This is a genomic window from Algoriphagus sp. NF, assembly GCF_028823735.1.
Lineage (GTDB): Bacteria > Bacteroidota > Bacteroidia > Cytophagales > Cyclobacteriaceae > Algoriphagus > Algoriphagus marincola.
This window is the reverse complement of record NZ_JAPEIB010000025.1, coordinates 14,211-29,635: the sequence shown is the minus strand read 5'-3', so window position 1 is coordinate 29,635 and position 15,425 is coordinate 14,211. Positions and strand designations below refer to the sequence as shown.

15 protein-coding genes are annotated in these 15,425 nt (G+C 42.6%); 9 read left to right on the top strand and 6 right to left on the bottom strand.

The window, feature by feature from the left end; translation table 11 throughout:
- On the bottom strand, window positions 1-693 hold the full coding sequence (locus OU792_RS12570) for a tetratricopeptide repeat protein (protein ID WP_274670348.1): 693 nt from the start codon (window positions 691-693) through the stop codon (window positions 1-3).
- Window positions 694-807: 114 nt separating this feature from the next.
- Between OU792_RS12570 and holA the strand changes: the two genes are divergently transcribed.
- The 8 genes from holA to OU792_RS12530 all read left to right on the top strand — a co-directional run bounded on the left by holA (window position 808) and on the right by OU792_RS12530 (window position 10,883).
- Window positions 808-1,830 carry a DNA polymerase III subunit delta gene (holA, locus tag OU792_RS12565; RefSeq protein WP_026945807.1) on the top strand — a complete coding sequence of 341 codons (1,023 nt, stop codon included), beginning with the start codon at window positions 808-810 and terminating at the stop codon, window positions 1,828-1,830.
- An 80-nt stretch (window positions 1,831-1,910) separates the two neighbouring features.
- Entirely contained in the window at window positions 1,911-4,898 is a 2,988-nt protein-coding gene (locus tag OU792_RS12560; protein ID WP_274670347.1) for a tetratricopeptide repeat protein, read from the top strand.
- A gap of 2 nt (window positions 4,899-4,900) precedes the next feature.
- Window positions 4,901-6,583, top strand: a complete 1,683-nt coding sequence (locus OU792_RS12555; protein WP_274670346.1) for a TonB-dependent receptor — start codon at window positions 4,901-4,903, stop codon at window positions 6,581-6,583.
- A 59-nt stretch (window positions 6,584-6,642) separates the two neighbouring features.
- Window positions 6,643-7,530, top strand: a complete 888-nt coding sequence (locus OU792_RS12550) for an SPOR domain-containing protein (protein ID WP_274670345.1) — start codon at window positions 6,643-6,645, stop codon at window positions 7,528-7,530.
- Between the two features lies 1 nt (window position 7,531).
- Window positions 7,532-8,221, top strand: coding sequence for a MotA/TolQ/ExbB proton channel family protein (locus tag OU792_RS12545; RefSeq protein ID WP_134202955.1), 690 nt, complete (start codon window positions 7,532-7,534; stop codon window positions 8,219-8,221).
- Window positions 8,222-8,223: 2 nt separating this feature from the next.
- The gene (locus OU792_RS12540; protein WP_026945802.1) at window positions 8,224-8,613 is read left to right on the top strand and encodes an ExbD/TolR family protein; all 390 of its coding nucleotides are present in this window, start codon (window positions 8,224-8,226) and stop codon (window positions 8,611-8,613) included.
- 1 nt (window position 8,614) lies between these two features.
- Window positions 8,615-9,574: an energy transducer TonB gene (locus OU792_RS12535; protein ID WP_222583090.1), complete on the top strand. Its 960-nt coding sequence runs from the start codon at window positions 8,615-8,617 to the stop codon at window positions 9,572-9,574.
- 4 nt (window positions 9,575-9,578) lie between these two features.
- Window positions 9,579-10,883 carry a bifunctional folylpolyglutamate synthase/dihydrofolate synthase gene (locus OU792_RS12530; RefSeq protein ID WP_274670344.1) on the top strand — a complete coding sequence of 435 codons (1,305 nt, stop codon included), beginning with the start codon at window positions 9,579-9,581 and terminating at the stop codon, window positions 10,881-10,883.
- Between the two features lie 13 nt (window positions 10,884-10,896).
- Here the strand turns inward: OU792_RS12530 and OU792_RS18685 are convergent, their stop codons facing one another.
- Both OU792_RS18685 and OU792_RS12525 read right to left on the bottom strand, forming a co-directional pair.
- Window positions 10,897-11,187, bottom strand: coding sequence for a type II toxin-antitoxin system RelE/ParE family toxin (locus OU792_RS18685; protein WP_051260740.1), 291 nt, complete (start codon window positions 11,185-11,187; stop codon window positions 10,897-10,899).
- Between the two features lie 2 nt (window positions 11,188-11,189).
- Window positions 11,190-11,384 (bottom strand): hypothetical protein, encoded by a 195-nt coding sequence (locus tag OU792_RS12525; RefSeq protein ID WP_274670343.1) that lies wholly within the window; start codon window positions 11,382-11,384, stop codon window positions 11,190-11,192.
- 278 nt (window positions 11,385-11,662) lie between these two features.
- Between OU792_RS12525 and trmB the strand changes: the two genes are divergently transcribed.
- On the top strand, window positions 11,663-12,325 hold the full coding sequence (trmB, locus tag OU792_RS12520) for a tRNA (guanosine(46)-N7)-methyltransferase TrmB (protein WP_274670342.1): 663 nt from the start codon (window positions 11,663-11,665) through the stop codon (window positions 12,323-12,325).
- Here trmB and OU792_RS12515 read toward each other — a convergent pair.
- From OU792_RS12515 to OU792_RS12505, 3 genes are read right to left on the bottom strand one after another with little or no spacing between them, the layout of a single operon-like run.
- The gene (locus OU792_RS12515) at window positions 12,315-13,190 is read right to left on the bottom strand and encodes a 3-hydroxyacyl-CoA dehydrogenase (protein ID WP_274670341.1); all 876 of its coding nucleotides are present in this window, start codon (window positions 13,188-13,190) and stop codon (window positions 12,315-12,317) included. The two genes, trmB and OU792_RS12515, sit on opposite strands and share 11 nt — an antisense overlap.
- Before the next feature lies 1 nt (window position 13,191).
- Window positions 13,192-14,217 carry a phosphotransferase family protein gene (locus tag OU792_RS12510; RefSeq protein ID WP_274670340.1) on the bottom strand — a complete coding sequence of 342 codons (1,026 nt, stop codon included), beginning with the start codon at window positions 14,215-14,217 and terminating at the stop codon, window positions 13,192-13,194.
- A complete protein-coding gene (locus OU792_RS12505) occupies window positions 14,214-15,422 on the bottom strand; it encodes an acyl-CoA dehydrogenase family protein (protein ID WP_274670339.1) in 1,209 nt (402 codons plus the stop codon). The genes OU792_RS12510 and OU792_RS12505 overlap by 4 nt, the downstream gene beginning before the upstream one ends.
- Between the last annotated feature and the right edge of the window lie 3 nt (window positions 15,423-15,425).

The window sequence follows — 15,425 nt, the reverse complement described above, 5'->3', positions numbered from 1 at the left end:
TTAAGAAAAAGGCTTTTTCAGAAATTGGAAAAACTCAGATCGGGTCTTTGAATCAGTGAAAACCTTTTTCACAATCTGAAAGTAATTTCCCAGCGTCAAAGCCTCATTAGTATTTCCATTTTTGGGAATTTCCGGTAGGGGTGCTGGCTTTTCGTTGGCAGGCGGATTTGGTTCTTTTTTCTCAGGAGCTTTATATCCAACCAAGTCATCAGCCTTTTCAAAGCTTTTCTTCGATTTTTTCTGATAGCCGAGTTTTTCCTCGACCAAGCCTTTGTTGTTGTACGCGACAGCATCTTCAGGGTCCAATTCGATTGCTTTTTCATAATCTTGAATAGCACCCATCAAATCCCCGATTCTATCCTTGAAAAATGCCCTGCTGCTATAGCGGTAAGGGTTATTTGGATCAAGATTGGCAGCTCGATCAAATTCCGTCAGAGCCTCTTCATTTTTACCTAGTAAGTGCAAAACTACCGCTCTATCAGAGATAAAATCGGTGTTATATGGCTCAAGAGCTACTATTTTATCGAAATCTTCCAAGGCAGATTCAGTTTGACCCATACGGGAAAGTATTCTGCCGCGAAAGAGAAAATAATTGCTTTCGCTTTGATTTTCTGTTATCAATTGGTTGAAAATCACCAATGCTTCTTCGAATTTGCCAGATTTATAATAAGAGATACCTGTCTGAAAGTCCATTTGAATGCTTTTTAATTATTACAAAATTAACAGGAGAATAGTTTTCACAATTATCAATTTGCTTTTGGCAGCTTTTGATAGCTACTCTTATCTTTAAGTCTCAAATTGCAAACCATGCCTAAACAACCGACGGACGTCATCAAGGATTTGAAAGCGGGGAAATTTTCTCCAGTTTATTTTTTAGAAGGAGATGAGCCCTATTACATCGATCTCATTACAAAGATAATTGAGGACAATGCGATTCCGGAGCATGAGCGAAGTTTCAATCAGTTGGCGCTATATGGAAAAGACGCTAACATGGGGGTGGTGTTGAATAATGCCCGCAAATTTCCGATGATGGCTGAGCGTCAGTTGGTAGTGGTAAAAGAAGCCCAAAGCTTACCCGATTGGAGCAATGAAGGTGTTGCCGATCTGCTGATCAAATATGTAGAAAACCCGCTACCCAGTACGATTTTGGTTTTTGCGTACAAGCATAAAAAGATCGACGGAAAAACGACCTTGGCCAAAGCCCTGAACAAGCATACAGTCTATGTGAGATCTGAGAAAGTGCCTGAATACAAGCTCAAGCAATGGCTCGAGGGCTATTTTAAAGAAACTGGCTATGGCATTGATCAAAATGCCATCAATCTATTGGCTGACTCGATCGGAAATAATTTGGAGGTGATGACCAATGAAATTGGAAAGATGTTTATCAATCTTCCTGCAGGTACCAAAATCACGGTAGACCATATCTCCAAATACATCGGGATCCATAAGGATTACAACAATTTTGAGCTGACCAAGGCTTTGGGTTTTAGAAATGTGGTCAAAGCCAATCAAATCATACAATACTTTTCTCAGAACCCAAAAAATCATCCCATCATTCCGATTTTTTCATTGATCTACTTCTATTTCAGTAAGTTAGCAATCATTCATGAGCACAAGGCTCAAAATGCTGACCAAGCCGCTGCGGCTTTAGGGATGAATGCCTTCATTGCAAGAGAATACTTCACTGCTTCCCGCAACTATAAATTGGGCAAGATAATTGAGGTGTTCGCACACATTCGGGAAGCAGATCTTCGTTCTAAAGGAGTAGACTCCGGAAATATGAGCGAAGGTGAAATTCTCCGAGATCTCGTGTATAAAATTTTGCATTGAAACGCTTCTTTTCTTGAAATCCCAAGGCTGAATCTGTGCTTTTGGGATTGTACGGAAGCATTATAATTAATCATTTGCCCATGAAATACTGCCTTGTGCTTTTTGCTGTTTTAGGCTTCAGTGTTCAGGTGCTGGCTCAGTCCACCCTTTACCAAACTGGAGAACAGCGATTCCTGGATGATCAAACCGCTTTCTTTGAAAAGCAACTTTTTTCAGCCAGCCTGTATGAATCTGAAAAAGTAACCTCTAAAGATAATTACCTCGATCAATCCCGAGCAGCTCGTCTTTTAGCTGCACAGTCTGCCTTGGAATTGGAGAGTCCTGATGGGGTAGGGCTGATGAAGTCCTACATTTTGGACAATGGTAAGCATCCAAGTGTTGCGACAGCAGGCTTGTACCTAGGGGATCATTTCTTTTTTAAGCGTAACTACCGGGAAGCAATAGATGGATACGCCTTGGTAAGTCCTGTGAATTTGGAAGTTTCCAAGCGCGCAGATTTGCTTTTTAAGCAGGGTTATGCCCATTTTCAATTGAAAAACTATGACTCAGCAGCTCCTTATTTTGATCAGGCAAAAGTACTTGGACAGGAGGTAAGCTTTGATGCTTATTACTACAGCGGTTTTATTGCGCTGCAGAATGGAAATAGTGCCAAAGCGATTCAAGATCTTCAAAACGCTGAAAAGTCTCCCTTCTACAGAGATAAAGTCCCTTACCTTCTAGCTTCCCTGTATTATCAGGAGGGGAGCTTTACTCAGTTGATCAGCTATGCAGAAGAAAAGCTTAAAGGTGGAGCTAATCTTGAGCGCAAGGAAATGATTAATCTCTACTTGGCCGAGGCGTATTTCGAGCAAAAGAACTTTGAGAAAGCAGCAGAAAACTATGACGCTTTCATCAATGCCCGAAAGGGAGAACTTACCCCCGAGCAAGTCTATAAAGGTGGAATTGCCCAGTTTGAGATAGAAAATTACCAGAGAGCCTCAGACTATTTGAAAGTTTCGGCTTCCACAGCTGATGAAAAGGGGCAAGCTTCGTCTTATTATTTGGGGCATGCTTATTTGAAGTTGGATAATTATCAGTTTGCCAGCACCTCATTCAAAGCGGCTGCCTCTGCGGATTTCAATCCAAAAATCAAAGAGGAGGCACTTTTTAACTATGCCAAGTCAAATCTTCAGAAAGGCAGCTTTCAAGAAGGGATTTCCGGATTGGATCAATACCTGAATGAATATCCCTCGGGGGCTTTTCGCTCGGAGGCCGAGACCTTGCTTTCTGAAGCCTTGATCAATACCAGCGATTATCTCCGGGCGATTCAGCAGATGGATCAAATCCAAAATAAGTCTCCGCGCATTCGGGAAGCGTATCAGCGGGTTGCTTTTTATCAAGCGATGGTCTATTTCCGGGATAAAAGATATCCTGCGGCAATTTCATATTTAGATAAATCCTTGGATTATCCAGTCAATAAAGACTTGATTTTGGAATCACACTTCTGGAAGGGCGAGATTTATTCTGCCAATGGAGAATTGGATAAAGCCATAGCCTCCTACCAGGAAGCGCTTCAGTTGGGTAGAACCACCTCTAGTGCTTATCTGACCAAAAGTTTGTACGGTCTGGGTTATGCTTATTTTAACTCCAAGCGATACCGCGAGGCTGAGGCACAGTTCAAAACTTACACAGACCGTCTGCGCACCCGCCAAAACAAGGAAAATTACGATGACGCATTACTTCGATTAGGAGATTGCTACTACGTGCAAAAGCGCTTTGCTGAAGCAGAAAGTACTTTTCAGCAAGCGATTTCGGAGCGAAATGCAGGTATTGATTATGCCTACTATCGCTTAGGGGTTGTTCAGAATTTCCAATCAAAAAATAGTGCAGCCTTGAGAAGCTTGGATCAATTGATCGCAGGCTATCCAAATTCACTATATCTGGAAGACGCACTTTTCCAAAAAGGTCAAATCCTGATGGAAGAGACCCAGTATAGCGACGCAACTTTTGCATTTTCGGATTTGATTTCAAAGCGGCCGAATAGTCCATTTGTTCCCTTTGCCTTGGAAGGCAGAGCAGTTGCGAACTTCTCTCAGCAAAACTACGATCAGACGGTTCGGGACTATCAAACCATTTTGGATGAATTCCCAAATTCAGGAAATGCTGAAACAGCCCTAAAGGGTCTGCAAGAGACACTGGCACTGCAAGGAAGGGCAGGGGAGTTTTCAGGTTATTTGGATAGCTACAAGCGATCCAATCCAGAAAATGGTTCTGTGCAAGCTTTGGAGTTTGAATCAGCGAAGAGTCTGTATTTTGAGCGAAATTTTGCTCAGGCGAGCCAAGCTTTTGAGCGCTATCTGAGTAGCTATCCGGAAAGCAGTCAGCGAGTGGACGCCCTGTATTTTATGGGTGACTCTTATTTCCAGTCAGGTAATCAAGATGATGCTTTGCGAGTATTCCGTCAGCTAGAAAGCGAACCCGCCTCTCCGCAACGCTTAAAGGCAATGCAGCGAATAGGGGAGATTTTATCAGCGCAAGGAAATTATTCAGAGTCTATTCCTTACTTGGAAACTGCCGTTCAAAATGCCCGAAGTAAGGTAGAAGAGGCCGAGTCGCTGATGGCTTTATTGAAAGCTTACAATGAAACGCAACGCTATCAGGAAGTCATCAACACTGCGGAAAAATTGGAAAGCTTGGATGGTATTTTACCGGAATCGACTCCAAGGGCTCTACTCAACAAGGCCAAAGCACAATTTGCCTTAAAGCAAGATCAGGCTGCAGGGGTCACATTGGCGGTTTTGGTAGATGAGTATAAGACGATAGAAGGGGCCGAGGGCTTGTTCCTTTTAGCAGAATCCTATCAAAAGCAAGGTCAGATCGACCTTTCAAATGACAGTATTTTTGAAATGTCCGGTCCTTTTGCCGATTTCGATTATTGGTATGGTCGGATGTTCCTACTTCTGGCTGAAAACTATTTGCTTTCTGGAGAGGATTTTCAGGCTAAAGCCACGCTTGAGTCTATCGTAGAAAACTCCACGAATGAGGAAATCAAAAAACTTGCTCAGGATAAACTCCAAACCTTGAACTAACCATGAGAAAATTAAAAATATTCTTCGCGGCATTGATTCTAGGAACTCCTGGAATTGCTTCGGCACAAATACAAAATAGAGGGGAAGTTCAAGACCAGGAGTTTGTTATCCGAAAAGACCGGGTTTTGACTCTTCCGAATCAACCTCGGGTTTATGAGAAGCTACCAGTTTTGCCTCAACCGAAAGGGCTCAGTAATTTCAATTACAAGGTCAATTTCTATGAGTTGGATTTACCCCCAGTTCAATTAAAGGCAGAGCCGGTACAAAAGACCTATCGACGTGATATTGCTGATCGATACCCCGGGTTTTTGAAGGCTGGTTATGGAAATTTTGCCAGCCCTCTTTTGGAGGCTCGATTGATGGCAACTGAGGTCTATGATTGGAATTACTCCTTCAATCTGAAGCATCAAAGCTTTGGCAAAGGCCCCATTTTGGGGGAAGAGTCCAAAGAATCCCATACCAATCTCGGAGGGAATGCCAGTTACTTTTTGGATCAAATAGAAGTATTCGGAGGCTTGGAATGGGCACAGGATTCTTACTCTTTTTACGGAATTGATACTTCAGTAATCAATGACCCTAACTTGGAATTTACCGGAATTCAGGGAAATGTATTCCAAACCATTCGTCTTCATGCGGGTATCCGGGACATAGAAAAGGTCGGGCCGATCTCTTATCAAGGAAAAGTCCATTTTCAAAACTTCCAGGATAGCTATCTCGCAAAAGAAACAGAAATAGCTTTGCAAGGAGAAGCGGTTTTCAGGCCTTCTGATGACTGGACAGGTTCGGTCAATTTATCATTCTTCAATACCAATCCTGAGGATAGGGACTATGATGTAAGCAGAAATTATTTTGCCATCCGTCCTCGAGTGGTTTATCGCTTAGATGCTTTTCAGTTTACCGCAGGCTTAAATTTGATTTCAGAAAATGATTCTGTTCCGGGAAAATCCAGTGATTTCAGAATTTTCCCTCTTTTGAAAGCTTCTTATCAATTTGCTGATGAATTTGGATTCTTCGGGGAGTTTTCCGGTGATGTAATTCGAAATACTTATTACAGTTTTGCCATGGAAAATCCCTTCATCGGGCCATCTGCACAATTGCTAAATACGATTAATAATTACAAGGTAGCAGGAGGAATCGAGGGGACGGTTCAAAATACGGTTGATTACCGGGCCGGAATAGATGTCAGTCGATTTAATCAAATGCACTTTTTTGTGAATTCTGGAGCGGATACTTCCCGCTTTGAATTGGTGTATGATGATCGAGTGACGGTGTTTAACATCAATGCCGAATTTGGGGTTCGTGTCAATGAGTTTTATCGACTCTCTTCAAGGCTTGACCTTTTTCAATACGATATGAATCTTCAGGAAGAAGCTTGGCATCGGCCTACTTGGCAGGTAGGTATCAATAATCAGTTATTACCTTTGGATGGTTTATTGATTCAGGCAAATCTGAATTTTATGGGAGGAATCAAGGCCCGCACGATTACTTCAAACCCAGAAGTCCCATTTTCTTCTGAAAAGCTAAAGACCATTGCAGACCTTCAATTGAAAGCTGATTTCCAGATTACAGAAAAGATTGGTGTTTTTGTGGAAGGAAATAACCTTCTCAATGGCCAAAATGTGCGTTGGTTGAATTATCCGGTTCGAGGCGTGCAGTTGATCGGTGGAGCTTGGTTGAAGTTTTAATATTTTTGTGCTTTTTGATCAAATCAACTAGCTTCGTAACAAGGCAATTTCATTAGACTGTGAAGAAAAGAGAAAAAGAAACCTGGACCGATCCCAAAGACTTTGGGTTACCTTTTGTTGAAGTCAAAAAACTTAAAGAATTAGAGGAAAATATCAAGTCCAATTCTGAATCGCCTAAAGAAGGCTCAGAAGAAACAGTGGTATCTGCCTCTGAGCTACGATCCAAGGTTCTTTCTCAAATTCCACCAAAACCTGTTCAGGAGAAGGAGCCTCTTGATGAACTATCCGAAAGTTTCGAACCTAAGGAAGTTGAGGATATTAAGGAGCCAAAAGCTGAAGCGAAGAAGACGATACCTGAAAAGTCCCCTGAGCTTCCTGCAAATAAGTCGAGTTCTTGGGTGATGGTTGCAGCCTTTATCGGATTGCTTCTGATTTCTACGATTGTTTGGCAATTGATGAAGGAAGAAAATCCATCTCCTGCACCGAATAACGAGCCATCTTCAGAGACTGTGGCTGAAAGTACGATTTCTCCAGCGACAGAGCCTGAAATTATTCCAAGTGAAACTCAAAACCAAGAATCTGAAAGTATTGATAATCAGAAGTCTACAAATCTTATCTCCAATAATCCAAATCCACCTGCTCCAACAGCGGAATCTGGTACAACAATTGATCGTAAAGAGCTAGGTTCTTTGACGAGAATTGAGTCAAGAGGTGAAAGAGCTACCTATTTTATCATTGTGGGAAGCCTTCGTACCGAGCGACTTGCTATTGAAAAATCAGCTGAGTATCAATCCCGTGTTCCGGAGCTTTATTTGATTGAACCATACGAAGATTCACCTAATTATCGTTTGGCTTTAGGAAAGTACAATTCCTTCACACAGGCAAATAATGCACTCGCTGAGATCAAAGACGATTACACCGAAGCATTGTGGATTTTGAAATATTAATATGATCTTATTACAAACGCTCTCTACAGATTCCTTGGCGGCAGCCGATAGTCTGGCTATGAATGGTGCGGCCGAGCAAATCGGTTTGCTTGATCTTTTAATCAAAGGTGGGTATATGATGATCCCGCTCTACCTATTGTTTATTTTGGCCATTTACATTTTCATTGAGCGATTGATGACTTTGAAGAAAGCTTCTAAAACTCCTGCTCATTTATTGGATCAGGTGAAAGTCTTGGTCGCAAGTGGACAAGTGGAAAAAGCCAAAATGCTCTGTGCAGATGAAAAAACTCCCATTGCTAATATGATCGCAAAAGGAGTGGAGCGAATTGGTTCTCCCTTGAAAAACATCGAAGTTTCGATCGAGAACGTAGGGAAAATAGAGATTTACAAACTCGAAAAGAATTTGAGTCTTTTGGCAACGGTATCCGGAGCAGCCCCTATGATTGGGTTTTTGGGTACGGTCGCAGGGATGATTCAGGCTTTCATTGCCATTGCCCAAGAAGAGGGCATGGTTTCGCCGAAGCTCCTTTCCGAAGGAATCTATGAGGCAATGATTACAACCGCCACAGGTCTGGTAGTAGGTATCTTGGCTTATTTGGGATACAATTATTTGGTTACCCAAGTATCCAAGTTGGTCCATAGAATGGAGTATGCCTCTATCGAATTTATCGAACTCCTACAAGAAAAATAAGCATGGCACTTCAATCCAAACATAAAGTAGAGTCAGCTTTCAGTATGTCCTCCATGACGGATATCATTTTTCTTTTGTTGATATTCTTCATGTTGACCTCCTCATTTATTACTCCTTCAGGTCTTCCTGTCAATCTCCCATCGAGTGAGACATCAGACATAGCTCTGCAGGAGGTAACCGTTTCGGTCACCAAAGACCTCAAATATGCCGTAAATGATAAGGTGGTCAATCGGGATCAAATTAAGGCTGAATTGACTTCCTTGCTCAAAGGAAAGGATAGCCAAGTGGTCCTTCATATTGATAAAGAAGTACCTGTGGAATACTTGGTTGAGATTGGCGGTATAGCAGCAGGCTTGGAAGCAAATGTTTCCATTGCCACAAAACCGTATTAAGATGGAATATTGGAACGCAGACAAAGTAGAAAGCCAAAACAAGAAGCGGGCGGGTATCATTACCCTCCTGGTGAATATTCTACTGCTGATTGCGATCTATTTTATTGTCGTTTGGAAACAACCTATTCCACCGCTTCCCACTTTTGGTTTGGAGTTGAATTTGGGTTTTACTCCGACAGGTTCCGGTAATATCAATAGCTCTAACCCGCCTTCTGAAACTCAAACTCCAGTAGTAGAAGCTGCTGCCCCGGGTGAAATTGCCCAAAAAGTCAGCCCCGAAGCTACGCCAACTCCCGCTCCGAAGACCGAGCAGGCAAAACCAAAGTCAAACCCTCAGCCCAATACAAATCAGGCGGTATCGGCCAAGCCATCTCCTTTGAAGGGAGAAGAGAAAGCTACTGAAACAGTCAAACAACCGGATCCTAAACCTACTGAGCCAGCAAAAACTGTTACTACTCCCGCAGAATCAAAAGCAGAAGAAACGGTCCAGAAAGCACCTGAACAACCTAAAATCAATGAAAGAGCGCTGATGGGTGCAGGTGGTACCAAAGGAAAAGGAAACCAACCTGCAGCTGGTGGAGCACAAGGTGATTCCAAGGAAAAAGGGGATGCCGGAGACCCTAAAGGTACTGTGGATGGTCGTGCTATTATGGGGCAGGGTTCAGGTCAGGGTACCAATTCAGGTGCTGGCTATAGTTTGGACTTGGCTGGATGGGATTTTGCCGCTAAACCCAATATCAATGACCAAGTGTCCACTCGAAGTGGGCGGATTGTTTTTAAAATCACTGTGGATGATTCCGGACGCGTGGTCCAAGCAGTTCCATTGGAATACAATGTCTCCAATGAGGTGCTTGCATACTATCGTCAAGTAGTGAATAAAGTTTCTTTTAAGCGACAGGGTGGTACCGCCGTTGCCGATTTCTCTAGCGGAAAAATCACATTTATTATCAAGGTTGATTAAACCCATGACCTATCAGGATGCCTTAGATTTTTTATATGGTGCTTTGCCGATGTTCCAGCGTGTCGGGGCTGCAGCTTTCAAAAAAGACCTGTCTAACACGATCGCTCTTTGCAATCATCTTGGGAATCCGGAGAAGAAGTTTAAATCCGTTCATGTAGCCGGAACTAATGGAAAGGGGAGTTCCTCTCATTCTCTGGCAGCCGTTTTCCAAGCTGCAGGATACAAAACAGGACTTTATACTTCCCCTCATCTCAAGTCTTTTACTGAGCGAATTCGCATCAACGGAATAGAAATTCTGGAAGAGGAAGTTGTCCGCTTTGTTGAGGCTAATCGTGAGTTTCTGCTGGAACTTAAGCCTAGTTTTTTTGAGATGACCGTTGGAATGGCTTTTTGGTACTTCGCTGAGGAAGCGGTAGATATAGCCATCATAGAAGTTGGAATGGGAGGAAGGTTGGATAGCACTAATGTCATTGAGCCTGAACTATCCCTGATTACCAATATTGGCTGGGATCACATGCAGTACTTAGGGGACACTTTGCCGAAAATCGCGGCGGAAAAGGCCGGAATTATCAAAGCTGAAACTCCTGTGGTGATCAGTCAAACACAGGAGGAATGTGAGCCTGTATTTCGTCAACTCGCAATTGAAAGAAGTGCTCCACTGGTATTTGCTGATGATTACTGGAAGGTGAAAAAGACAAATAAAGGCCAGGCTAAAAGTGACATTTTGTTATCGGCATCCTACGAGGTAGTTCATGATTTGAAGAAAACAGAACTTGAGTTCGGTCTCTTGGGTGACTACCAAGTATTCAATTTGCCAGGAATCTTGGAAAGTATTGAGCAACTGCGAAAAATGGGTTGGAAGCTGAGCGATGAATCAGTTCACGAAGGGCTCTTAAAAGTCTCTCAACTTACCGGGTTGAAAGGTCGCTGGCAGATTTTGGGTAAAAATCCCTGGGTCATCACGGATACAGGGCATAATGAACCTGGAATTAAGGCAATACTGGAGCAATTGAAAACCTATCAATTTGAGCAACTGTGGATTGTCTTAGGAATGGTCAGTGATAAGGATATTTCAAAAGTGCTGAGTTCGATGCCTAAAAATGCCCATTATATTTTTTGCGAAGCAAGCATCCCAAGAGCCATGCCAGCAAAAGAACTGGCGGAAAAAGCTGCTATGCAGGGCTTAAAAGGCGAAACCATTCCTTCTATTCCAGAGGCAGTTCGATTTGCCAGAAAAAAAGCTAAAGCGAATGACCTGATATTTATCGGAGGCAGTACTTTTGTGGTCGCAGAAATCGAAGAGCTGTAGTGGTAAATTAGGATTAAAAATTCTTTGGGTCTTTTCGGTTTGGTCGGAGACTTACTATTTCAATAGAGTCTGAATTTACACGATAGTAAATACTGGTTTGTTTACTGAAAACATATCTTCTTAATCCTTTTCTTTTCTTGGATTCAGGAAACATTTCTGGTACTTCTGAAATCAAATCAATAGCCCTTTCTAACCTTTGATAAATCTCTTTGGCTTTTTTTCGACCAAAATTTTGATCGATATAGTCCAATATATCCAAAATCTCATGTCTAGCTCGGAGTGAATATCGAATGGGATGGCTCAATTCTAAAAATTATATTTCTCTTTAATTTCTGCATGAAGAGAATCCCGTGAGATGAAATTTCCTCTATCAAGTTGCTCCAAGGCTTGATCGATAGCCACTTGATCTTCCTCGCTTATCTCTTCCCAAAAATCAGCTTTGTCCTCGATATTTAAAATCGTTTTGACTGCATTCAGCCTCTCTTCATCATTGCTTTTCATGATTTCAGATATGATTTTATATTTTACCGAAATATCCATTTGATTGTCTTAACGTGATAATTAAAGGTAAGGATTTTTATACAGAGCTGGTTTTCTAAATCTATTTCTTATTCCTTTAAATTAGGTTGTTGGGTTTAAATACCATTTTGAGCAGTCTATAGGATAGCAAAGTTATGACTCTCGAACTGCCAAATTCATTCCCGAAAAAAATGGGTAAAGATTACCTGATATTTATCGGAGGCAGTACTTTTGTGGTCGCAGAAATCGAAGAGCTGTAAATGAGTAGGAAAAAATTGGTTCGCTTCAAGGCGAATGAAGAAAACCCCAATGTAGTACAAGAGGGTAAGCCCATTTTTGAGGAAATCAAAGGTCAGTGGCGAGCAAGGCAATTTCAAAACCAAAATCCCTTGGTCGTTGAATTGGCATGTGGGAGAGGCGAATTCACAGTTGGCTTGGCTCGGGTATTCCCGCATCAAAACTTCATCGGGGTAGATATCAAAGGAAGCCGCATCTGGAAGGGGAGTTCTACCGCTTCCGAAGAAGGATTGGAAAATGTAGCATTTCTACGAACTCAGATTCAGCTTTTGGATAAGTTTTTTGATCAAGGAGAGATCGATGAGCTGTGGATTACCTTTCCTGATCCTTTTCCGAGGGATGGAGACGAAAAGCGGAGATTAACTTCTGATCGTTTTTTGGACATGTATAAACCTCTTTTGAAATCCGGGGGAACCGTCCATTTCAAAACCGATAACACTGGCTTATTTGACTTCTCTTTGAACTTAGTTCAATCCAGAAAAGATATAGAGGTTTTGGGTCACACCCATGATTTTTATCAAAGTGAATGGAAGGATGATCACTTTGGTATTCAAACCCGCTATGAGAAGATGTTTTCTGAAAAGGGAGAGAAAATCAAATACCTGAAGTTTCGCTTTATTGGATGAAATCCGGGTTTTTATAAGCAGGATTAGGATAGGAATAAAAACCCTCACCTGATTTCTCACCTAGCTTCCCCTCATCGATATAAGATTTGAGAAGCTTTGCAAAAGCCTGCGAAGCAGAATCGGTTCGGTTTTTGGTGACATGCCAAGCCGTATCCAATCCAATCGAATCCAAAATTCCAAAGGGTCCCATTGGCATATGAAAGTTGACCATCCAAGACCGGTCAATATCCTCGACACTACCGACTTCTCCGGTAAGCAATTTACCAGCAGCACCGATCAAGGCCAAAAGCATGGTATTGAAAATGTAGCCTGGGTTTTCTTTTTGAACTAGGACAGGAACCTGATTGAGTTTTCTCCCGAAGTCCTCTAGCATCGGAATCATGGCAGGATCTGTACCTGGATGAGGCATAATATCCACGACTCTTGAGTAAAAGACATCATGGAAGTGAAAAGCACAAAACATCTCAGCCCTTCCGGACTCCTCAGCAAACATAGATGGAAGCATGTAGGATGTGTTGGTGGTGAAAAAGGTCTTTTTCGGAGCAATTTTCCCAAACTTTTTCCAAACTTCCTTCTTTATTTCGACCTCCTCAGTCACACTTTCATTGACAATGTCGGCATCCTGAATCGCCTTTTCAGCATCGGTGGTGAAATAGATCCTGGAAAGAATCTTCTCGGGTGCTTCCTTTAGTAGCTTTCCCTTTTCCAATTGAGCCAAGATTTTTTTCATAGTTTGAAAACCGAAATCCAGCGCTTTTTCATGAATGTCATAGACAGAGACGGTGTAGCCTGAAATAGCTGCTTGAAGCGCAACACGGGAACCCAAGGTTCCAGCACCAAGAATGCAAACTTTTTGGATGGTCATTTTAGATTTTTTCAGTGAGAATACTTTTTTCTGCTTTTCTACCTGCAGCTTTTACTACTTCTATCAATGCTGCAAAACGTGGATCTTCAGCCTGCCCAAGCTTGTAGCGCTTATAGATTTGCTGAGCAATTACCGCCACCTTAAATAGCCCATAGACAAAGTAGTAAAGCATATTGCTCAAGTCCAGACCAGATTTTCGATCGTAGTACTCGATGACTTCCTGTCGGGTAGGATTTCCTGGTAAATGAGTCAGATTGAACATTTTCAGGATGTCTTCATCGTCTTCCTGTGCCCAATAAGCCAAGCTGGTCCCCAAATCCATCAAAGGTTCGCCGACAGTGGACATTTCCCAATCCAAAACAGCTTTAATTTCGCTGATATCCTCAGGTTCCAGGATAAGGTTATCATACTTAAAATCATTGTGGATGAATGCGTAATTCTCCTTTTTGGGTATGTTGGACTTTAGCCAGTCAGCTACCTTTTCCATTTCCGCAATTTCATCCGTTTTGGCTCGAAGATATCGGTCGGTCCAGCCAAGTATCTGACGCTCCACATATCCCTCGGGCTTTCCTAGGAGCAGAAGACCTGATTCTCTGAGTTCAAGGTGATGAAGTTCCAAGAGTGCATCTATGGTATTCCAAGCTAGTTTTTCGAATTCTTCTTTATTCGGGATTATCCCTGAGGGCCTTCGGTTTCGAATGACAGTTCCCTCGATATATTCCATGACGAAAAAAGGAGCACCTAAAATTCGGTCATCCTCATATAGTAAAATAGATTTTGGGGCTTTGGTGTAACCGGCTCTATGCAAGGCCTCCTGAATTCCGCTTTCCCTAGCCATGTCATGGGCAGTGTTGATTTTGTAGCCAAAAGGAGGTCTGCGTAGGGCAAATTTTCCTTTGGGTGTTTCTACCAGAAAAGTAAGATTAGAAAAGCCGCCATTGAGAGGACTGATTTTGATCGATGCAGGATCCCAGTAAAACCGCTCCTCCAAAAAAGCCTTAAGCCTGTCAAAATTCATTTCATTCATGGCTGTCGGTATTTTTTTAGAATGCTTTTAGCTAAAGAGGCCTTATGAACTTCATCCGGTCCATCATAGATTCTGGCCCCCCGCTCATGTCTGTACCAAAATGAAAGCAAGGTGTCGTCTGTGACTCCAAGAGCTCCATGAACCTGAATAGCGCGATCGATTACCTTCATCAAAACGTCAGCCACATAAAATTTGATGGTGGAAATCTCTTCTTTGACAGCTTTACTGCCTAATTCCTGCATTCTGGAAGCTACATTCAAAACCATCAGGCGACTGCCGTTTATTTCCGCCCGGCTTTCTGCAATCCAGTTTTGGACACTTTGCTTTTCTGCCAAAGGCTTTCCAGGTAGCAACTCACGTGATACAGCCCGACGGCACATCATATCGAAGACACGCTCGCAGATCCCTATCCAACGCATACAATGGTGAATCCTCCCAGGACCAAGTCGCTCTTGCGCTAAGGCAAACCCTTGTCCTTCTTTTCCAATGAGATGATTAATAGGAACCCGGCAATTGTCGAATTTCACCTCCGCATGAGACAGGTAATCCTCACCCTCTTCTCCCATGATGGGGATATTTCTGATCAGTGAAAAGCCCGGATTATCCAGTGGAACCAAAATCATACTTGCACGCTGATAGGGTGATTCTGCCTCAGGATTGGTGACAGCCATGACGATGGTGAAGGTGGCCCCATCGGCAGCTGTGGTAAACCATTTATGCCCATTGATGACATAGGAATCCCCATCTATGAATGCTGTAGTGCTTAAGACAACTGGATTGCTACCAGCATTGGCAGGTTCGGTCATGGCAAAGCAGCTTCTGATCTTTCCTTTTTGAAGCGGGTGGAGAAAAGTCTCTTTTTGCCAGTCCGATCCAAAAAGCTCCAACAATTCCATGTTTCCGATATCAGGTGCCTGACAGTTGCAGACATAGTGTCCCAAGGGACTTGTGCCTAAGATCTCTGAAACCTTGGCAAAATCACTTAAGCTTAAGCCCAAGCCACCTGATTCTTTGTCGAGATGCGGGGCAAATAGTCCTAGGTCCTTGGCTTTTTCCCGAAGCTTATTCAATCGTGGCAAATAGGATCTAAACGGCCCTTGGACTACTTTGAGGTCTATAGGATAGAGTTCTGTCTCTACAAATTCACGGTAAGAATCAAGTAGCTTGCTTAATTCAGAACTTGGTAGATTTTGGGTTATATGCATAGC